The organism is Streptomyces sp. NPDC002779 (assembly GCF_042888685.1).
Classification (GTDB): Bacteria; Actinomycetota; Actinomycetes; order Streptomycetales; family Streptomycetaceae; genus Streptomyces.
This window is the reverse complement of the sequence record NZ_JBIAQC010000007.1, coordinates 442,828-461,918: the sequence shown is the minus strand read 5'-3', so window position 1 is coordinate 461,918 and position 19,091 is coordinate 442,828. Positions and strand designations below refer to the sequence as shown.

At 71.2% G+C, this 19,091-nt stretch carries 17 protein-coding genes and 1 pseudogene; 11 read left to right on the top strand and 7 right to left on the bottom strand.

Annotation, left to right across the window (positions count from 1 at the left end):
- Nucleotides 1-197: 197 nt before the first annotated feature.
- From ACFYW5_RS22585 to tyrS, 3 genes are read left to right on the top strand one after another with little or no spacing between them, the layout of a single operon-like run.
- Nucleotides 198-1,721 carry a TldD/PmbA family protein gene (locus ACFYW5_RS22585; protein ID WP_389418840.1) on the top strand — a complete coding sequence of 508 codons (1,524 nt, stop codon included), beginning with the start codon at nt 198-200 and terminating at the stop codon, nt 1,719-1,721.
- Entirely contained in the window at nt 1,718-3,112 is a 1,395-nt protein-coding gene (locus ACFYW5_RS22580) for a metallopeptidase TldD-related protein (RefSeq protein ID WP_389418839.1), read from the top strand. The genes ACFYW5_RS22585 and ACFYW5_RS22580 overlap by 4 nt, the downstream gene beginning before the upstream one ends.
- A gap of 56 nt (nt 3,113-3,168) precedes the next feature.
- Nucleotides 3,169-4,437, top strand: coding sequence for a tyrosine--tRNA ligase (gene tyrS / locus ACFYW5_RS22575; RefSeq protein ID WP_389418838.1), 1,269 nt, complete (start codon nt 3,169-3,171; stop codon nt 4,435-4,437).
- Between the two features lie 54 nt (nt 4,438-4,491).
- Here the strand turns inward: tyrS and ACFYW5_RS22570 are convergent, their stop codons facing one another.
- On the bottom strand, nt 4,492-4,770 hold the full coding sequence (locus ACFYW5_RS22570; RefSeq protein ID WP_389418837.1) for a GlsB/YeaQ/YmgE family stress response membrane protein: 279 nt from the start codon (nt 4,768-4,770) through the stop codon (nt 4,492-4,494).
- Between the two features lie 245 nt (nt 4,771-5,015).
- Here ACFYW5_RS22570 and ACFYW5_RS22565 point away from each other — a divergent pair, with 245 nt between their 5' ends.
- Entirely contained in the window at nt 5,016-5,414 is a 399-nt protein-coding gene (locus tag ACFYW5_RS22565; RefSeq protein ID WP_389418836.1) for a DUF3099 domain-containing protein, read from the top strand.
- 222 nt (nt 5,415-5,636) lie between these two features.
- A complete protein-coding gene (locus ACFYW5_RS22560; protein WP_389418835.1) occupies nt 5,637-5,855 on the top strand; it encodes a hypothetical protein in 219 nt (72 codons plus the stop codon).
- A 4-nt stretch (nt 5,856-5,859) separates the two neighbouring features.
- Here the strand turns inward: ACFYW5_RS22560 and moaA are convergent, their stop codons facing one another.
- From moaA to ACFYW5_RS22545, 3 genes are all read right to left on the bottom strand, one after another.
- On the bottom strand, nt 5,860-6,849 hold the full coding sequence (gene moaA / locus ACFYW5_RS22555) for a GTP 3',8-cyclase MoaA (protein ID WP_389418834.1): 990 nt from the start codon (nt 6,847-6,849) through the stop codon (nt 5,860-5,862).
- A 147-nt stretch (nt 6,850-6,996) separates the two neighbouring features.
- Nucleotides 6,997-8,619: a cation acetate symporter gene (locus ACFYW5_RS22550; RefSeq protein WP_389418833.1), complete on the bottom strand. Its 1,623-nt coding sequence runs from the start codon at nt 8,617-8,619 to the stop codon at nt 6,997-6,999.
- A complete protein-coding gene (locus ACFYW5_RS22545; protein ID WP_389418832.1) occupies nt 8,616-8,972 on the bottom strand; it encodes a DUF485 domain-containing protein in 357 nt (118 codons plus the stop codon). Before ACFYW5_RS22545 ends, ACFYW5_RS22550 begins: the two co-directional genes overlap by 4 nt.
- A gap of 303 nt (nt 8,973-9,275) precedes the next feature.
- Between ACFYW5_RS22545 and ACFYW5_RS22540 the strand changes: the two genes are divergently transcribed.
- The 4 genes from ACFYW5_RS22540 to ACFYW5_RS22525 all read left to right on the top strand — a co-directional run bounded on the left by ACFYW5_RS22540 (nt 9,276) and on the right by ACFYW5_RS22525 (nt 14,883).
- The gene (locus ACFYW5_RS22540) at nt 9,276-10,802 is read left to right on the top strand and encodes a S8 family serine peptidase (RefSeq protein WP_389418831.1); all 1,527 of its coding nucleotides are present in this window, start codon (nt 9,276-9,278) and stop codon (nt 10,800-10,802) included.
- Between the two features lie 25 nt (nt 10,803-10,827).
- Complete coding sequence (locus tag ACFYW5_RS22535; protein WP_389418830.1) at nt 10,828-12,324, top strand: S8 family serine peptidase; 1,497 nt, start codon at nt 10,828-10,830, stop codon at nt 12,322-12,324.
- A gap of 110 nt (nt 12,325-12,434) precedes the next feature.
- Nucleotides 12,435-13,784: a CoA transferase gene (locus ACFYW5_RS22530; protein ID WP_389418829.1), complete on the top strand. Its 1,350-nt coding sequence runs from the start codon at nt 12,435-12,437 to the stop codon at nt 13,782-13,784.
- A 100-nt stretch (nt 13,785-13,884) separates the two neighbouring features.
- Nucleotides 13,885-14,883, top strand: coding sequence for a CopD family protein (locus ACFYW5_RS22525; protein ID WP_389418828.1), 999 nt, complete (start codon nt 13,885-13,887; stop codon nt 14,881-14,883).
- A 25-nt stretch (nt 14,884-14,908) separates the two neighbouring features.
- On the opposite strand, the pseudogene ACFYW5_RS22520 reads toward ACFYW5_RS22525, so the two are convergent.
- From ACFYW5_RS22520 to ACFYW5_RS22510, 3 genes and pseudogenes are all read right to left on the bottom strand, one after another.
- Nucleotides 14,909-15,952 (bottom strand): annotated as a pseudogene (locus tag ACFYW5_RS22520) (alcohol dehydrogenase catalytic domain-containing protein).
- Nucleotides 15,953-15,974: 22 nt separating this feature from the next.
- Nucleotides 15,975-16,634, bottom strand: coding sequence for a lysoplasmalogenase (locus tag ACFYW5_RS22515; RefSeq protein WP_389418827.1), 660 nt, complete (start codon nt 16,632-16,634; stop codon nt 15,975-15,977).
- Nucleotides 16,631-17,491 (bottom strand): sterol desaturase family protein, encoded by an 861-nt coding sequence (locus tag ACFYW5_RS22510; RefSeq protein ID WP_389418826.1) that lies wholly within the window; start codon nt 17,489-17,491, stop codon nt 16,631-16,633. The genes ACFYW5_RS22515 and ACFYW5_RS22510 overlap by 4 nt, the downstream gene beginning before the upstream one ends.
- A 253-nt stretch (nt 17,492-17,744) precedes the next feature.
- On the opposite strand from ACFYW5_RS22510, the gene ACFYW5_RS22505 reads away from it, so the two are divergent.
- On the top strand, nt 17,745-18,731 hold the full coding sequence (locus ACFYW5_RS22505) for a DEDDh family exonuclease (protein WP_389418825.1): 987 nt from the start codon (nt 17,745-17,747) through the stop codon (nt 18,729-18,731).
- A gap of 79 nt (nt 18,732-18,810) precedes the next feature.
- The gene (locus ACFYW5_RS22500; protein ID WP_389418824.1) at nt 18,811-19,044 is read left to right on the top strand and encodes a hypothetical protein; all 234 of its coding nucleotides are present in this window, start codon (nt 18,811-18,813) and stop codon (nt 19,042-19,044) included.
- The last annotated feature ends 47 nt before the right edge of the window (nt 19,045-19,091 follow it).

Genomic DNA, 19,091 nt, shown 5'->3' with positions numbered 1-19,091 from the left:
GATGACAGGCGGCTTCCCCGAAAACCTATCGGTCCCGAAGCTCATGGGGACAAGCGGGCACCGACAGTGGCGCGTCGGCGTCACTGTCGGATCCCTACAGAACCGAACCGGCCACGGGCGGCAAACGTGTGGTCCTCGGACCGGCCCGCGCGACATGATCGGAGCGACCACGGTAACGGCGACAGGAAGAGACCCAGGTGCCTCATACCATCGACGAGTCCTTCACGGCACTACCCCTGCGCGCTCTGGCGGACGCCGCGCTGGCACGCGCGCGTGCCCTCGGCGCCGAGCACGCGGACTTCCGGTTCGAGCGGGTGCGCAGCGCGTCCTGGCGACTCCGGGACGCCAAGCCCGCGGGCTCCTCGGACACCACCGACCTCGGCTACGCGGTGCGCGTGGTGCACGGCGGGACCTGGGGCTTCGCCTCCGGCGTCGATCTGAGCATGGACGCGGCGGCCCGGGTCGCCGCCCAGGCCGTGGCGATGGCGAAGCTGTCCGCGCAGGTCATCAAGGCCGCCGGCTCCGAGGAGCGGGTGGAGCTGGCGGACGAGCCGGTGCACGCCGACCGGACGTGGATCTCGTCGTACGAGATCGACCCGTTCACCGTGCCCGACGAGGAGAAGTCCGGGCTGCTCGCCGAATGGAGCTCCCGGCTGCTGGCGGCGGACGGGGTGAACCATGTCGACGCCTCCTTGCTCACCGTGCACGAGAACAAGTTCTACGCCGACACCGCCGGGACGGTGACCACCCAGCAGCGCGTCCGGCTGCACCCGCAGCTGACCGCCGTGTCGGTCGACGAGTCCAGCGGCGAGTTCGACTCGATGCGCACCATCGCGCCGCCCGCCGGACGCGGCTGGGAGTATCTGCGGGGCACCGGCTGGGACTGGGAGAGCGAGCTCGCGCAGATCCCCGAGCTGCTCGCCGAGAAGATGCGCGCGCCGAGCGTCGAGGCGGGCGTGTACGACCTGGTCGTCGACCCGTCCAACCTGTGGCTGACCATCCACGAGTCCATCGGGCACGCCACCGAGCTGGACCGGGCGCTCGGCTACGAGGCCGCCTACGCCGGCACCTCCTTCGCCACCTTCGACCAGCTCGGCAAGCTCAGGTACGGCTCGGAGCTGATGAACGTCACCGGCGACCGCACCGCCGAGCACGGCCTGGCGACCATCGGCTACGACGACGAGGGCGTCGAGGCCCAGACCTGGGACCTGGTGAAGTCCGGCACCCTGGTCGGCTACCAGCTGGACCGGCGGATCGCGAGGCTGACCGGGTTCGAGCGGTCCAACGGCTGCGCCTTCGCCGACTCCCCCGCCCATGTCCCGGTGCAGCGCATGGCCAACGTCTCGCTCCAGCCGGACCCGGCCGGGATGTCCACCGAGGATCTCATCGGCGGCGTCGACCGCGGGATCTACGTCGTCGGGGACCGGTCCTGGTCCATCGACATGCAGCGCTACAACTTCCAGTTCACCGGCCAGCGCTTCTTCCGGATCGAGAACGGCCGCATCGCCGGCCAGCTCCGGGACGTCGCCTACCAGGCGACCACCACCGACTTCTGGGGCTCCATGGCGGCCGTCGGCGGCCCGGGGACCTATGTCCTGGGCGGTGCCTTCAACTGCGGCAAGGCCCAGCCGGGGCAGGTGGCCGCGGTGTCGCACGGCTGCCCGTCCGCCCTGTTCCGCAGCGTCAACATCCTCAACACCACCCAGGAGGCCGGTCGATGAGTCCTCGTACGAACAAGCCGCACGAGATCGTCGAGCGGGCCCTGGAGCTGTCGCGCGCGGACGGCTGTGTCGTCATCGCCGACGAGCAGTCCACCGCCAATCTGCGCTGGGCGGGCAACGCGCTGACCACCAACGGCGTCACGCGCGGGCGCACGCTCACGGTCGTCGCCACCGTCGACGGCAAGGAGGGCACGGCCTCGGGGGTGGTGTCCCGCTCCGCGGTGACGCCGGACGAGCTGGAGCCCCTGGTCCGGGCCGCCGAGGCCGCCGCGCGCGGCGCCGGTCCCGCCGAGGACGCGCAGCCGCTGGTCACCGGCGTACCGACGGCGCCGGACTTCACGGACGCGCCGGCCGAGACCTCCTCCGCGGTGTTCGCCGACTTCGCCCCGGCGCTCGGTGAGGCCTTCGCACGCGCGCGTGCGGGCGGACGCGAGCTGTACGGCTTCGCCAACCATGAGCTGGTCTCGTCCTACGTCGGTACGTCGACGGGGCTGCGCCTGCGCCATGACCAGCCGAACGGGACGCTGGAGCTGAACGCCAAGTCCCCGGACCGCACCCGCTCGGCCTGGGCCGGCCACTCCACCCGTGACTTCAAGGACGTCGACCCCGCGGCGCTCGACGCCGAACTGGCCGTACGCCTCGGCTGGGCCGAACGCAAGGTGGCGCTGCCCGCCGGGCGGTACGAGACGCTGCTGCCGCCGACCGCCGTCGCGGATCTGCTGATCTACCAGATGTGGTCGGCGTCGGGCCGGGACGCGGTCGAGGGCCGCACGGTGTTCTCCCGGCCCGGCGGCGGCACCCGGGTCGGCGACAGGCTGACCGAGCTGCCGCTGACCCTGCGCAGCGACCCGAACGAGCCGGGCCTGGAGGCGGCGCCCTTCGTGCTGGCGCACTCCTCCGGGGGCGACACGTCGGTGTTCGACAACGGACTGCCCCTCACGGCCACCGAGTGGGTCCACGAGGGCGAGCTGCGGCACCTGCTGACCAGCCGGCACAGCGCGGGCCTGACCGGGCTGCCGGTGGCGCCGGGGATCGACAACCTGATCCTGGACGGCGGCGGCGAGCGCTCGCTGGAGGAGATGGTCGCCGCTACCGAGCGCGGGCTGCTGCTGACCTGCCTGTGGTACATCCGCGAGGTCGATCCGGCGACGCTGCTGCTCACCGGTTTGACCCGGGACGGCGTGTACCTGGTGGAGAACGGCGAGGTGACCGGCGAGGTCAACAACTTCCGGTTCAACGAGTCGCCGGTGGACCTGCTGGGCCGGGCCACCGAGGCCGGGCGCACGGAGAAGACGCTGCCCAGGGAGTGGAGCGACTGGTTCACCAGGGCCGCGATGCCGGCGCTGAGGGTGCCCGACTTCAATATGAGCTCTGTCAGTCAGGGCGTATAACCTCGTACCCGACCCGCAGCACTTTCGAGCAGCACTTCCAAGGAGATACGAGAACCGTGACGGACATCGTCGACGAGCTGAAGTGGCGTGGCCTGTGGGCCCTGTCCACTGACGAGGACGCTTTGCGCAAGGCGCTCGCGGACGGTCCCGTCACGTTCTATTGCGGGTTCGACCCGACCGCGGCCAGTCTGCACGTCGGTCACCTGGTGCAGGTCCTCACCATGCGCCGGCTCCAGCAGGCGGGCCTGCGTCCGCTGGCCCTGGTCGGCGGGGCCACCGGCCAGATCGGTGACCCGCGCCCGACGGCCGAGCGCACCCTGAACGACCCGGAGACGGTGGCGAACTGGGTGACCCGGCTGCGCGCGCAGATCGAGCCGTTCCTGTCCTTCGAGGGCGAGAACGCCGCGGTGATGGTCAACAACCTGGACTGGACGGCCGGGATGTCGGCCATCGAGTTCCTGCGCGACATCGGCAAGCACTTCCGTGTCAACAAGATGCTGACCAAGGACTCGGTCGCCCGGCGCCTGGAGTCCCAGGAGGGCATCAGCTACACCGAGTTCAGCTACCAGCTGCTCCAGGGCATGGACTTCCTCGAGCTGTACCGCCGGTACGGCTGCACCCTCCAGCAGGGCGGCAGCGACCAGTGGGGCAACCTCACGGCGGGTCTGGACCTGATCCACCGGCTGGAGCCCGAGGCCCAGGTGCACTGCGTGGCGACCCCGCTGATGGTCAAGGCGGACGGCACCAAGTTCGGCAAGACCGAGGGCGGCGCCGTCTGGCTCGACCCCGAGATGACGACGCCGTACGCGTTCTACCAGTTCTGGCTCAATGTGGACGACCGGGACATCTCGACGTACCTGCGCATCCTGTCCTTCCGGTCCCGCGAGGAGCTGGAGGAGCTGGAGAAGCAGACCGAGGAGCGGCCGCAGGCCCGGGCCGCGCAGCGGGCGCTGGCCGAGGAGCTGACGACGCTGGTGCACGGCGCCGACCAGACGGCGGCCGTGATCGCCGCGAGCCGTGCTCTCTTCGGGCAGGGCGAGCTCACGGAGCTGGACGACCGGACGCTGGCGGCGGCGCTGTCGGAGGTGCCGCACATCAAGGTCGCGGAGCTGGCGCCGGTGGTCGATCTGTTCGCCGAGGTCGAGCTGGTGGCGAGCAAGTCGGCGGCGCGGCGGACGATCAAGGAGGGCGGGGCCTACGTGAACAACGCGAAGGTCACCGCCGAGGACGCCGTACCGGCGGCGGAGGATCTGCTGCACGGACGGTGGCTGGTGCTGCGCCGGGGCAAGAAGAACCTCGCCGCGGTCGAGGTCACCGGAGCCTAGGCACTCCGAAGGGGCGGCTCTCCACGGGAGGGCCGCCCCTTCGTCGTGCGCGGCTCAGGTCCGCTGTTTCTTCTTGCCCAGGGTGGCCATGTAGACCATGTCCCCCACACCCACGATGATGAGCGCGGCAACGAGCTGGAAGATGTGCCGGCTCCAGTCGATGCCGGCGGTCTCCTCGACCCCCATCGCGCGGGCGAGGGCGTTGCCGACGATGGCACCGAGCATGCCGAAGATCGTGGTCAGCCAGAGGGGACTGTGCTGCTTGCCGGGCAGGATCGCCTTGGCGATCAGCCCCAGCACGAGTCCCACGATGATGGCCCACAACCAGCCCATGGCTGCCTCCTTGTACGGCTCGACGTGAGCATTACGCCCAGTCTCGGGCCGCCCCGCCTACGCCGCATGTCGGGTGCGGCCGTACGCGGGACGGCTGAGGTCCGTCACCCGGGCGGAAGGTGCCCCGGTCTCGTAGGCGGCGCAGGCCAGGCGTACCGTGGAGGGTGTCCGGGCCCGGCCTCCCGGCCGGTGGCCGTCCGGGTGCGGGCAGGGGAGAGTCCGATGCGGGCGGATGGTGGAATGTGATGCGGAAGCAGCACGACGGGGGCAGCACCCAGGTATTCCGGATCACCGGAGCCAGGACGAGCCTCCAAGAGGACGTACGAGGCCGGCAGCGCCGGTACGTCATCTCGATGTTGATCCGTACGCTGTCGGTGATCCTGGCCGCGACCCTGTGGAACGTCGAACGGCACGTGGCCGTCGTGGCGTTGGTGCTCGGCGTGGTCATGCCGTACATCGCGGTGGTGATCGCCAACGCCGGGCGGGAGAACGCGCCGTCGCTCCCTTCCACTTTCGTGGTCGCGCCGCCGCGTCCGATGATCGCCGGGCCGGGTCCCGGCGTGCCCTTCGCGGAACCCGTCCCGGACGATGCGGTCCCCGATCCGGCACCGGGTCCGGCGGACGAAACACAGCGGAAGACATGACCGGAAATGACCTTGGCGAGGGGCTGACAAACGGAAGCCACCTCCGCACCAAGCTCAAGAAAAGCTCAGATCAATAGTGCTGTTCCGGTGCCGGGCCGCGGGTGACCCATGACATACTTCGTAGGCGCTCCGCATCCCCCGTCGGAGCGACGGACCGACGCCGGGCAGCTCCCCCCGTGGCTGCTCGGCGTCGCCTTTTGTTGACTTCTGTGAGACGAATCCGTGAGTGACGAGACCCCCATCTGCTCCGCCAAGGGCTGCCGTGCGGCCGCGATATGGGTGCTGGCCTGGAACAACCCCAAGCTCCATACGCCGGAGCGGCGGAAGACCTGGCTCGCCTGCGAGGAGCACCGGGAGCATCTCTCCCAGTTTCTGGGGGTGCGGGGGTTCCTGAAGGACGTGGTGCCGTTCGCCGAGTGGGAAGAGCCCGGGGCACCGTAAAGTTTCAGCCGCCGATCGCCGACATCGGGCGGTCCGGCTGGACGAAGCTCGGGTCGTCCAGGCCCGCTCCCGCCTTCTTGCCCCACATCGCCAGCCGCCAGATCCGGGCGATTTCCTCGTCGGGGGCGCCGGAGCGCAGGGCGCCGCGCAGGTCCGTCTCCTCGCGGGCGAACAGACAGGTGCGGACCTGGCCGTCGGCAGTGAGGCGGGTGCGGTCGCAGGCCGAGCAGAACGGCCGGGTGACGGAGGCGATGACACCGACGCGGTGCGGTCCGCCGTCGACGAGCCAGCGCTCCGCCGGGGCCGAGCCGCGCTCCTCGGAGCCCTCCTCGGTCAGCTCGAAGCGGGTGCGCAGGGAGGTCAGGATGTCGCCCGCGGTGATCATGCCGTCGCGCTTCCAGCCGTGCTGGGCGTCCAGGGGCATCTGCTCGATGAAGCGCAGTTCGTAGTCGTGCTCGACGGCCCAGGCCAGCAGGTCGGGGGCCTCGTCGTCGTTCAGCCCCGGCATCAGCACGGAGTTGACCTTGACGGGGGTCAGCTCCGCGTCGCGGGCGGCCTCCAGCCCTTCCAGGACGTCCCGGTGCCGGTCGCGGCGGGTCAGGGTCTTGAAGACGTCCGGGCGCAGGGTGTCCAGGGAGACATTGACCCGGTCCAGACCGGCGGCCTTCAGGGCCTTCGCGGTGCGCTTGAGGCCGATGCCGTTGGTGGTGAGGGACATCTGGGGGCGGGGGGTGAGGGCGCCGACGCGCTCGACGATGCCGACCAGGCCGGGGCGGAGCAGGGGCTCGCCGCCGGTGAAGCGGACCTCCTCGATGCCGAGGGAGGTGACCGCGATGTCGATCAGGCGGACGATCTCGTCGTCCGTGAGGAGGTCGGGCTTGGCCAGCCACTGCAGGCCCTCCTCGGGCATGCAGTAGGTGCAGCGCAGATTGCACCGGTCGGTCAGTGAGACGCGCAGGTCGGTGGCGACCCGGCCGTAGGTGTCGATGAGCACGTGGGCCCCCTCCCTCGTCGCGGAGCACTCATGTTGCGTCACTTGCGAGCCTACGTGACCGCACCGACAACGACAGGGCCCGATCCCACGAGGTAAGACGCGGCCGCGTCGTAGGGATCTACGACGCGGCCGCGCGGGGAGGCGTGCTCAGTGGGCGCCGGTGCCGGTCAGGGACCGGACCTCCAGCTCGGCGTACTTGCCCTTGTCCGGCTCCTCCTTGGACAGGTAGGTGCCGATGATGCCCAGCAGGAAGCCGACCGGGATCGAGATGATGCCGGGGTTCTCCAGCGGGAACCAGTGGAAGTCGACGTCCGGGAACATCGAGGTGGGCTTGCCGGAGACGACCGGCGAGAACAGCACCAGGCCGACCGCGGTGGTCAGGCCGCCGTAGATCGACCACAGGGCGCCCTGGGTGGTGAACCGCTTCCAGAAGAGGCTGTAGAGGATCGTCGGCAGGTTGGCGGAGGCGGCGACCGCGAAGGCCAGGGCGACGAGGCCGGCCACGTTCAGGTCGCGGGCCAGGGCGCCCAGCGCGATGGAGACGACGCCGATGCCGACGGTCGCCCAGCGGGCGGCGCGGACTTCCTCCTTGTCGGTGGCCTTCCCCTTCTTGATGACGTTGGCGTAGATGTCGTGGGCGAACGACGAGGACGAGGCCAGCGTCAGGCCCGCGACCACCGCGAGGATGGTGGCGAAGGCGACCGCGGAGATGGTGGCGAGCAGGATGGCGCCCCAGTTGGAGTCGACGCCGCCCAGATGCAGCGCGAGCAGCGGGGCCGCCGTGTTGCCCGCCTTGTTGGAGCTGGTGATCTCCTCCTGTGAGATCAGCGCGGCGGCGCCGAAGCCGAGCGCGAGGGTCATCAGGTAGAAGGAGCCGATCAGGCCGATCGCCCAGATCACGGACTTGCGGGCGGCCTTGGATGTGGGCACGGTGTAGAAGCGGATCAGGATGTGCGGCAGGCCGGCGGTGCCGAGGATCAGCGCGATGCCGAGCGAGATGAAGTCCAGCTTGCTGGTGCCGCTGACGCCGTACTTCAGGCCGGGCTCCAGGAAGGCCGCGCCCTTGCCGCTCCGGTCGGAGGCGGCGCCGAGCAGGTCGGAGACGTTGAAGTCGAACTTCAGCAGGACCAGGAAGGTCAGCAGCAGGGCGCCGGTCATCAGCAGCACGGCCTTGACCATCTGGACCCAGGTGGTGCCCTTCATGCCGCCGATGGTGACGTACATGATCATCAGGACGCCGACCAGGGCGACGATGAGGACCTTGCCGGCGTCGCTGGTGATGCCCATCAGCAGGGAGACCAGGACGCCCGCGCCGGCCATCTGCGCCAGCAGGTAGAAGATCGACACCACGATCGTGGAAGTACCGGCCGCCGTGCGGACCGGGCGCTGGCGCATCCGGTAGGCGAGGACGTCGCCCATGGTGTAGCGGCCGGAGTTGCGCAGCGGCTCGGCGACCAGGAGCAGCGCGATGAGCCAGGCGACCAGGAAGCCGATGGAGTAGAGGAAGCCGTCGTAGCCGAACAGGGCGATGGCGCCCGCGATGCCGAGGAAGGACGCGGCGGACATGTAGTCGCCGGAGACGGCGAGGCCGTTCTGGAAGCCGGTGAACTGGCGGCCGCCCGCGTAGAAGTCGTTGGCGTCCTTGGTCTGGCGGCCCGCCCACACGGTGATGCCGAGGGTCGCGACGACGAAGACCGCGAAGAGGCTGATGATCAGCGTGCGGTGCTCGCTGGCCGGGTCGGCCGCGAGGAACATCTGCGCGGTGCTCATGCGCCGCCCTCCATCCGGGACTTGATCGCGTCGGCCTTGGGGTCGAGCTTGGCGGCGGCGTGCCGCGCGTACCACCAGGCGATGAGGAACGTGGTGAGGAACTGGGCGAGGCCGAGGGCGAGGGCCACGTTGATGTTGCCGAACAGCTTGGTGCCCATGAAGTCGCCGGCGTAGATCGACAGCAGGACGTACAGCAGGTACCAGGCGATGAAGGCGACGGTCAGCGGAAAGGCGAAGGAGCGGTAGGAGCGGCGCAGTTCGGCGAACTCCGCGCTCTGCTGCACCGCGGTGAACTCCTCGGTCGAGGGAAGTCGGTGCTGCTCTTTCGAGGGGGGCGGTGCGTCGGCGGCCACGGAGTCTCCTCGCGGTACGGGCGCTGGTGCGGCGGTGGACGGGGACGGGTGCGGTACGGACATGACGGCTCTGTTCTCAGCGGTGGGCAGGGAGCTCGATCGTGCTCGCGCCCCCTGTTCAACGTCACGGCGCCACGCGAGGACCGGTTCAACCCCGCGGACTTCTTTCCGAACTCATCGGCTGTAGGTCATTGCTGGCCAGCGAGACGGGGAGATAGTTTCGCCCTGCACGCCCGTCATGTACCTGCCCGAACGCCACCTGTGTCTCGGGCCGGTTTCGTTTCCGGATGATGTGGAGATCCCATGGCTCATCTGCCTTCCAGACGCCGGCTCGCGCTGGCCGTCCCCGTCGTGCTGTCGCTGACCGCCTCGCTCGGCTTCCTGCCGGCCGGCGCGACGGCCGCCCCGCTCGCGGAGACCACCGCCGCGCAGGCCGCGGACGCGCCGAACCTGGCCTACGTCGTGAACACCACGACGGACCGCCGGACCATCGAGTCGGTGAAGAAGGCCGTCGCCACGGCCGGGGGGACCGTCGTGGCGTCGTACGACAAGATCGGGGTGATCGTCGCCCACTCCGCCAACCCGGACTTCGGCAAGCAGCTGCGCCAGGTGCGCGGAGTGCAGTCGGCGGGTGCGACGCGTACGGCGCCGCTGACCGCCGCCGGCACCACGGACCAGGGCGCCGCGGAATTCCTCACGGACGCCCAGGCCGCGAAGACGGCGGCCGCCGCCGCTCCCGACAGCGAGCCGCTCGAGGCCGACCAGTGGGACCTGCGCGCCATCGGCGCCGACGAGGCAGCGAAGATCAACCCCGGCAGCAGCAAGGTGACCGTCGCGGTCATCGACACCGGCGTCGACGACACCCACCCGGACCTCGCGCCGAACTTCTCCAAGTCCCAGTCCGCCAACTGCGTCGGCGGTGTCGCGGACACCAGTGAGGGCGCCTGGCGGCCGTACACCGTGGACGACTACCACGGCACGCATGTCGCGGGCGAGATCGCCGCGGCCCGCAACGGCATCGGCGTCGCGGGCGTGGCCCCGGGCGTCAAGGTCTCCGGCATCAAGGTGAGCGACCCGGACAACGGGCTGTTCTACCCGGAGAGCGTGGTGTGCGCCTTCGTGTTCGCCGCCGACCACGGCGTCGAGATCACGAACAACAGCTACTACGTGGACCCGTGGCTGTACAACTGCATGGACGACCCCGACCAGCGGGCCATCGTCGACGCGGTCAACCGGGCCCAGCTGTACGCCCAGCGCAAGGGCACGCTGCACCTGGCCTCGGCGGGCAACTCCAACCACGACCTGGACGCGGACGCGATCGTCGACGACTCCAGCCCCGACGACTCCACCCCGGTGGAGCGCACGATCGACCCGCACGAGTGCTACGACCTGCCGACCCAGCTGCCGGGTGTCGTCACGGTCAGCGCGACGGGCGTGCAGAACCTCAAGTCGTACTACTCCTCGTACGGCAGGGGCGTCGTCGACGTCGCGGCGCCGGGCGGTGACCGGCTGTACCAGATACCCGACACGCCTTCGAAGAACGGCCGCATCCTGTCGACCATGCCCAATGGGCAGTACGCCTTCCTCCAGGGCACCTCGATGGCCTCGCCGCACGCCGCCGGCGTGGCCGCGCTGCTGAAGTCCAAGCACCCGTGGGCGAACGGCGCCGCGCTCCAGGCGATGCTGAAGGCGCAGGCGGACAACCCCGGCTGCCCCGAGTCCTACGACCAGAACGGCGACGGCACGCAGGACGCGGTGTGCGAGGGCGGCACGCGCGTGAACGGCTTCTACGGCTTCGGCATCGTCAACGCGCTGCGCGCGGTCAAGTAGGCCACGGACGGGAGAAACTGACACCATGACAGCGCATTTCCCGCGCTCCCGCCGCGCGCTGGCCGTCCCCGCCGGGATGGCCATGGCGACGGCGCTCGCCCTGCTGCCGAACGTGTCGGCGGCGGCCGAGCCGGACGCGACCTCGCTCAGCTATGTCGTCAACGTCCAGCCCGGGCACGGCCCTTCACCACGCGTGGAGCGGGCCATCGCCGAGGCCGGCGGCACGATCGTGACCTCGTACGACCAGATCGGTGTGGTCGTCGTCCACTCGGCGAACCCCGACTTCGCCCGGACGCTGCGCACGGTGCCGGGGGTGGCCTCGGCCGGCAACACCCGCAACGCGCCGCTGCCCGCGCAGTCCACGACGGACGTCGGCACGCCGAAGGTGCTCAGCACCGCCGAGGCCGCGGCCGTCGAGGCGGCCGAGGGCCAGGACCCGCTCCAGCCCCTCCAGTGGGACCTGCCCGCCATCAAGGCGGACCAGGCGCACGAGAAGTCGCTGGGCAGCCGGGACGTCACCGTCGCGGTGATCGACACCGGCGTCGACGACACCCACCCCGACCTCGCGCCCAACTTCGACCGCGAGGCGTCGGTCAACTGCGTGACGGGCAAGCCGGACACCACCGATGGCGCCTGGCGGCCCGGCCCGACGGAGAGCGCGCACGGCACGCACGTGGCCGGTGAGATCGCCGCCGCCAAGAACGGCGTCGGCATGACCGGTGTCGCGCCCGGGGTGAAGGTCTCCGGCATCAAGGTGTCGACGACCGCCGGGTACTTCTACACGGAGGCCGTGGTGTGCGGCTTCGTGTGGGCGGCCGAGCACGGGGTCGACGTGACGAACAACAGCTATTACACCGACCCCTGGTACTTCAACTGCAAGAACGACCCGGACCAGAAGGCGCTCGTCGACGCCATCACCCGGGCCTCGCGGTACGCGGAGAAGAAGGGCGCGGTCAACGTCGCGGCGGCCGGCAACGAGAACTACGACCTCGCGGCCGACGAGATCACCGACCCGGTCTCCCCGAACGACGGCACGCCCTCGGAGCGGGTGATCGACCCCTCCGAGTGCCTGGACATACCGACCCAGTTGCCGGGTGTGGTGACGGTGGCGTCGACCGGTGCGAAGGGCATCAAGTCGTCCTTCTCCAACCACGGTCTCGGCGTGATCGACATCGCCGCGCCCGGCGGCGACTCGACCCGCTTCCAGACCCCGGCCCCGCCGGCCACCAGCGGCCTGATCCTGGGCACGCTGCCCGGCGGACGCTGGGGCTACATGGCCGGTACGTCGATGGCGTCGCCGCATGTCGCGGGCGTCGCCGCGCTCATCAAGTCGACGCACCCGTGGGCGCCTCCGGCCGCGGTCAAGGCGCTGCTGTACGCCCAGGCCGACGCCACGGCGTGCACGGACCCGTACGACATCGACGGCGACGGCAAGATCGACGCGGTCTGCGAGGGCTCGAAGAACCGCAACGGGTTCTACGGCTGGGGCATGACGGACGCCCTGGACGCGGTGACCAAGTAGCGGACACCCGCCAGCGAAGGGCCGGACGGAGCCACCGTCCGGCCCTTTCGCGCGCGTGGGGGAGAGATCCGCTGCACATATTGATCGAGTCAATACTGCATAGTGCAGTCATGGACTCCATCGACTACGCCTGGGCCGCGGTGGGCGGCGATCCCGCGCTTCTGCCGCGGGTGTCGACCGTCGGCCGGACCGGGGTCCTCCAGGGGAGGCTTCCCGTACGGCAGTTGGCGCGCGGGTGTGTCGGCGCGTGTGCGCTGGCCGCCGCGGAGCTAGGTGCGCGGCGGGCCCGGCTGCGGGAGGTGCCGGAGGCCCGGGTGGACGACGGTGCCGTCGGCACGGCGTTCGTGAGCGAACGGCATCTGTTGATCAATGGCCGGGCGCCGGTCACCTTCGCACCCCTGTCACGGTTCTGGCGGACGGCGGACGGCTGGGTGCGCACGCACGCCAACTATCCGCACCACAGGGAGCGATTGCTGGCGGCGCTGGGCCGGCCGGACTCCGTCGAGGCGGCCCTCGCGGAGCGGTCCGCGGCGGACGTCGAGGAGGCCGTGTACGCGGCGGGCGGCCTCGCGGTGGCGGTACGGACGCCCGGGGAGTGGGCGGCGCATCCGCAGGCACGCGCAGTGGCCGGGCGTCCCCTGGTGGAGCGGGAGCGGCTGGACCAGGCCCCCGCGCGGGTGCTCCCGTCGGCCGGTCCGGCGCTCCCGCTGGACGGGATCCGGGTCCTGGACCTCACCCGGGTCATCGCGGGCCCGGTCGGCACCCGCACCCTCGCCCTGCTCGGCGCGGACGTGCTGCGCGTCGATCCGCCGCAGTACCCCGAACTGCCCGACCAGCACGCGGACACGGGGTTCGGCAAGCGGTCCGCCACGCTGGACCTGCGGGCGGACCGGCGCGCCTTCGAGGAGTTGCTGGCCGGCGCCGACGTGGTCGTCACCGGGTACCGGCCGGGCGCCCTGGACCGGTTCGGGCTCGCCCCCGAGGCGCTGGCGGAGCGCCGGCCCGGGGTCGTCGTGGCGCAGGTGTCGGCGTGGGGCGCGTCCGGGCCCTGGGGACGGCGGCGCGGGTTCGACAGCCTGGTCCAGGCGGCGACCGGCATCGCCGTCACGGAGGGCTCGGCGCGGCGGCCGGGCGCGCTGCCCGCGCAGGCGCTCGACCACGGCACCGGGTACCTGCTCGCGGCGGCCGTGCTGCGCGCCCTGACCGAGCAGGCCGACGACAGCGGCAGCAGGGTCGTACGGCTGTCGCTGGCGCGCACCGCGCTGTGGCTGACCTGCGAAATCGACGCGGGCGGGACGGGCGGGGCGGCGTACGGGGGGCCGGAGCCCTGGCTGGCCGAGAGGGACAGTACGCTCGGGCGGCTGCGGTACGCCCTGCCGCCGGTGGCCTACCTGGGCGGGCCCGGTGACTGGGCACGCCCGCCCGGCACGCCGGGGGCCGATCCGGCGGCCTGGAGCTGAGATGCGGACCGTCCGGAAACGTACCCATGGGCGGAATGCCGTACCGCCAGTTGTTTTCCAGCGCTTGCCCGGTTCTGGGAGGACTGGTGAAGATCTTGAGGTGACCTTGATAAGACCCACGTCGGAGGTTGCCGACGCGAGCGAGTCCCGGCGCGGCCCCGGCACCGGCCGAGCCGTGGCCGTCCTCGTGCTGGTGACCCTGGGGGCGCTGATACCGCTGCTCGGGCCGTCCCCGGCACTGCACGGCACCGGGGAGGCCGCGGCCCCCGGCACCGGCGGCATCGCGCTGCTGCGGACGGTGCTGTTCGCGGCCCTGTGCGTCCCGGTCGGCGAACTGTTCGTGAACCGGCTGGCCCGTTCCGTACCCAGTACTCCCCCGCCGCCCCGCAGCTGGGCGCCCTGGGCGGCAGGCGCGGGTTTCCTCGCCGCCCTGGGGCTGGCCTCCGTCGTCTCGACCGGCAACCTCGTGCCGGACGGCCTCTCCGACCTCGACGTCGGCGGCCTGTACGCCACCCGCGACGGCAAGCTCGCGCTGCTGGAGGTCAACGCCTTCGCCGTGGCCGGGCTGTGCGCGCTGTCCCGGCGGCCCGGCACCCAGCTCTGGCCGCTGGCCGCGGTCGTCGTCGCCGAGGCGCTGCGCGCGCATCCGGTGACCGAGCAGTCCCCGCTCACCGGTTCCGGTCTGACGCTGGTCCATCTGATCTGTGCGGCGCTGTGGGCGGGCGGACTGCTGCACGTCCTGCGGAGCCTACGGGGCGGTCCGCCGTCCGGGGCGGCGCTGCTCGGGCTCTACGCGCGCGTGGCGGCCGTCCTGCTCGCCGTCATCACCGCGACCGGGGTGTGCAGTTCGCTGCGCCGCATGCCGCCCGAGACGGTCGTCGAGCAGTTGACGGCGACGGCGTACGGCCGCGTGCTGCTCGCCAAGGTGCTGCTGGTGGCCGCCGTCGCCGGGCTCGCCCTGTGGGCGCGGATCCGGCTGAGCCGGGCCGCCGACCCGCTCACGGCCTGCGCCCCCGCGCGCGTGGAGGTCGTCGCGCTGGGGGTGGTGGTGGCGGTGTCGGGGCTGCTGGCCGCGTTGCCGGTGCCGATCAGATGGTGACCATGACGGAGATGCTGACCATGACTCAGATGGCGACCATGACCTTGAGCGCCGCCCGCTCATCCATCGCCCGGTAGCCGTCGGGCACGCCCTCCAGACCGACCGTCAGGTCGAAGACCGGTGAGGGGTCGATGGTGCCGTCCAGGATGTCGGGCAGCAGCTCGGGGATGTAGGCGCGGACCGGCGCGACACCGCCGCGCAGGGCGATGTTCCGGTCGAACATGACGCCGAGGTCGAGTCCGGCCCCTCCCCCAGTGCCCAAAGGGCCTGGGGGGACCCCCAGCCGTGCGGCACGCCGACGAAGCCGATGCCGCCGCCGTCACGGGTGATGTTTCACGGCAGGACGCATGGACAGCTCGGTACCGACCGCCTCGACGACGGCGTGCGCGCCCTGGCCGCGGGCGAGTTCGCGGACGGCGTCGACCGCGGCCTCGCCGCGCTCGGCGACGACGTCGGTGTCGCCGAAGCGGCGGGCGAGGTCGGTGCGGACCTGATGGCGGCCGAGCGTGACGATCCGCTCGGCGCCCAGCCGCTTGGCGGCGAGCACCGCACACAGGCCGACGGCGCCGTCACCGACCACGGCGACCGTGGCCCCCGGCCGGGCGCCCGCGGCGAGGGCGGCGTGGTGGCCGGTGCCCAGCACGTCGGACAGGGTGAGCAGGGCGGTCAGCAGCCGCTCGTCGGAGGCCGCCTCCTAGGGCAGCCGGACGAGGGTGCCGTCGGCGAAGGGCACGCGCACCGCCTCGCCCTGGCCGCCGTCGTAGCCGACGGAGCCCCAGAAGCCGCCGTGCTCGCAGGAGGTGGTCAGGCCCTCCCGGCAGTAGTCGCAGACGCCGTCGGACCACATGAAGGGCGCGACGACCAGATCGCCGGTCCGCACGCCGGAGACCTCCGGGCCGGTCTCCTCGACGACGCCGAGGAACTCGTGCCCGGTCCGCTGGCCGGGCTGCCGGCCCGCCTCGCCGCGGTAGGCCCACAGGTCGCTGCCGCAAATGCAGGCGCGCAGCACCCGGATCACGGCGTCGGTGGGCAGTTGGACGACCGGGTCGGGTACGTCCGCCACCCACATGTCGAACGGGGCGTGAGAGCGCTCAGGGGGTGGCCGAGCGCACCTCCCCGTACGTCGCCGCCGGGTACGCACGCGCTTCGAACGCTCTGAGTGTGCCCGTGACGAGCAGGACCTGCGCCGCGATATAGGTGAGCATGATCCACAGGTCCGGTCGGGGCGGCTGGGACCAGTCGGCGACGCCGGTCGCGATGAGGGTGTCGGAGAGCATGAACAGCGCGCCGCCGAGTCCGGTGACGAGGCCGAACCGGCTGCCCGCGCGGTAGGCCATGGCCGTGAGCAGCAGGCTGTAGCCGGCGACCGGGACGCGCAGGTCGGCCGGAAGGGCGGGCCAGAGCGTGGCGACGGTGGTGGTGAGGGCGACGCTGTACCCGGCGAGCAGGAACGGCTGGTGGCCCCCGCGCCCCTGGAACAGCAGCAGGTAGCAGACGTGCCCGGCAGCGAAGGAGCCCATGCCGGCGAGGAAGGCGGGCTCGGCGTCGGACAGCAGCAGGACGTCGCCGCCCCAGCCGAACAGCAGGGCGGCGACGAGCAGCCGGGGCGCCCGGGACAGGGCGGCGTACCCGGCGAGCAGCGGCATCAGCAGCGGCTTGGCGACCAGGTGCCCGGGGTCGAAGCCGGCGGCGAGGGAGCCCAGGTCGACGAGGGCGGCCAGAGCGAAGGCCGCCAGGAGAACGGGCCTCACGCCGACACGCTCTCCCGCGCGGGTTCCGGGGCGGGCCGCCAGCCGGGGCCGCGCAGCAGGAGCCCGGCCCGGTCCCGCCAACGGCGTGCCGCCTTGAGGTCCTTGGCGATGGAGACGTACTCGTGGGTGGCGACCTTCACCGGGTTGTACGTGTCGATGTTCTTGGTCAGCCCGAAGACTGGACGCTCGGTCTCGGCGACGAAGGAGCGGAACAACCGGTCCCAGACGATGAGGATGCCGCCGAAGTTGCGGTCCAGGTAGCCGCCCTGGGAGGCGTGGTGGACGCGGTGGTGAGAGGGCGTGTTGAACACGAACTCGAACCACCGGGGCATCTTGTCGATGCGCTCGGTGTGGATCCAGAACTGGTAGACGAGGTTCGCCGAGGAGCAGAAGGCGAGCGCGGCCGGGTGCACACCGCAGGCGATCAGGGGGACGTAGAACGGCCAGACGGTCAGGGAGGTCCAGGGCTGGCGCAGTGCGGTGGTGAGGTTGAACTTCTTGCTGGAGTGGTGCACGACGTGGCAGGCCCACAGGATCCGCACGACGTGGTGGCCGCGGTGGGACCAGTAGTAGAAGAAGTCCTGCGCGAGCAGCAGCAACGGGATGGTCCACCACAGCACGGGCACCCGCAGCGGCGTCAGTTCGTAGACCGCCGTGTAGATCGCGACGATCGGGATCTTCCACAGGAAGTCGAAGAACAGACTGCCGAGCCCCATACCGAGGCTGGTCGCGGCGTCCTTCGTCTCGTACCCCGCGGCCTCCTCGTCGGGATGGAGGCGGACGCTGATCATCTCGACCACGGTGAGCAGGACGAAGGCGGGTATCGACCACAGCACGACATCGGGCAGGTTCGGCATGCTGGCACGGTAGAACCGCTGGTCGCCCACGGCTAGACGTTGTTACTCACAAGTATTACCTGGGGTACGCGCTTACTTGTTGGCGATCTCCGCCAAAGGGGCACCCCTCTTCCGGACGGCCCCGCGCGGCACGGGACTTGACGCGCTCCCCCGGCCGGTCCTCGAACGGACGGGCGGGGCAGGGCACCTGACGGGGTGGCGACTCGGGGCCGCGGGAGGGGACTGTCAGTCCCGGCCCGTATCCTCAGTGACCATGCTCGAAGACCGTACGACCGCAGCGTCCGCGCCCGCCGGGTGGCCGGCCGCGTATCCGCAGGGATACGCGGTCGTTGACGTGGAGACCACCGGGCTGGCCCGGGACGACCGGATCATCTCCGCGGCCGTCTACCGGCTGGACGCGCGCGGCGAGGTCGAGGACCACTGGTACACGCTGGTCAACCCCGAGCGCGACCCGGGCCCGGTGTGGATCCACGGTCTGACGAGCGACGTACTGGAGGGCGCGCCCCTCTTCCCCGAGATCGCCGAGGAGTTCTCCGCCCGCCTGGCGGACCGGGTGCTCGTCGCGCACAACGCCGTCTTCGACTGGCAGATGATCGCCCGCGAGTACGCACGCGCCCGGTGCGAGGCGCCGGTGCGGCAGCGGCTGTGCACCATCGCGCTCTCCAAGGAACTGGCTCTGCCGCTGCCCAACCACAAGCTGGAGTCGCTGGCCGCGCACTTCGGCGTCGTCCAGCAGCGCGCGCACCACGCGCTGGACGACGCGCGCGTGCTGGCGGAGGCGTTCCGGCCGAGCCTGAAGGCCGCGGCCGAGGGCGGCGTACGGCTTCCCCTGCACGAGTGCCGGCCGCTGACCGAGTGGACGGACCGGGCCGTGCCGCGGCAGCAGCAGGGCAGCTACGGCGGCTACCGGCCGACCAGTTGGCGCCCCGCCCGCAAAAGGCCCGCCTGCCCCTATCCCAACCCAGGGCGCTATGAAGAGGGCAAAAGGCTCAAACAGGGCATGCGGATCGCCTTCTCCGGCGACACCTCCGTCGAGCGCGACCTGCTGGAGGACCGGGCGGTCGAGGCCGGACTCCATGTCGCCACCAGCATCTCCCGGCTGACCAGCCTGCTCGTCACCAACGACCCGGACTCGGGCACCTCCAAGGTGGTCAAGGCCCGGCAGTACGGCACCCCCGTGGTGGACGAGGCGGCGTTCGGGCAGCTGCTCGCCGATGTGGAGCCGGCACCCGAGCAGTGACCGTACGGATGGGTGATTGCGGTGCGACTCGCCCAGCGCCCACTCGCTCGCACCGCCCCGACGGCCCACCCTGTGGCGCATGGCGAGATGCGAAGTTTGCGGCAATGACTACGGGATGTCCTTCGAGATTCGTGCGCAGGGCGCGGTGCATGTCTTCGACTGCTTCGCCTGTGCGATCCATCGCATGGCCCCCATCTGCGAGCACTGCCGCGTCCAGATCATCGGGCAGGGCGTCGAGGTCGAGGGCCACTGGTACTGCGGTGCCCACTGCGCCCGCGCGGAGGGAAAGGCGGGCATCATCGACAAGGTGTGACCCGGTACCCGCCTGAACGCACCCCACGACCGAGTTGTACGGTCGTG

Excerpts from the sequence above, each read along its gene's own strand:
- ACFYW5_RS22580 (WP_389418839.1), top strand. The coding sequence starts at position 1,718 with ATGAGTCCTCGTACGAACAAGCCGCACGAGATCGTCGAGCGGGCCCTG.
- ACFYW5_RS22570 (WP_389418837.1), bottom strand. The coding sequence starts at position 4,770 with ATGGGCTGGTTGTGGGCCATCATCGTGGGACTCGTGCTGGGGCTGATC.
- ACFYW5_RS22565 (WP_389418836.1), top strand. The coding sequence starts at position 5,016 with ATGCGGAAGCAGCACGACGGGGGCAGCACCCAGGTATTCCGGATCACC.
- ACFYW5_RS22550 (WP_389418833.1), bottom strand. The coding sequence starts at position 8,619 with ATGAGCACCGCGCAGATGTTCCTCGCGGCCGACCCGGCCAGCGAGCAC.
- ACFYW5_RS22540 (WP_389418831.1), top strand. The coding sequence starts at position 9,276 with ATGGCTCATCTGCCTTCCAGACGCCGGCTCGCGCTGGCCGTCCCCGTC.
- ACFYW5_RS22535 (WP_389418830.1), top strand. The coding sequence starts at position 10,828 with ATGACAGCGCATTTCCCGCGCTCCCGCCGCGCGCTGGCCGTCCCCGCC.
- ACFYW5_RS22530 (WP_389418829.1), top strand. The coding sequence starts at position 12,435 with ATGGACTCCATCGACTACGCCTGGGCCGCGGTGGGCGGCGATCCCGCG.
- ACFYW5_RS22510 (WP_389418826.1), bottom strand. The coding sequence starts at position 17,491 with ATGCCGAACCTGCCCGATGTCGTGCTGTGGTCGATACCCGCCTTCGTC.
- ACFYW5_RS22505 (WP_389418825.1), top strand. The coding sequence starts at position 17,745 with ATGCTCGAAGACCGTACGACCGCAGCGTCCGCGCCCGCCGGGTGGCCG.
- ACFYW5_RS22500 (WP_389418824.1), top strand. The coding sequence starts at position 18,811 with ATGGCGAGATGCGAAGTTTGCGGCAATGACTACGGGATGTCCTTCGAG.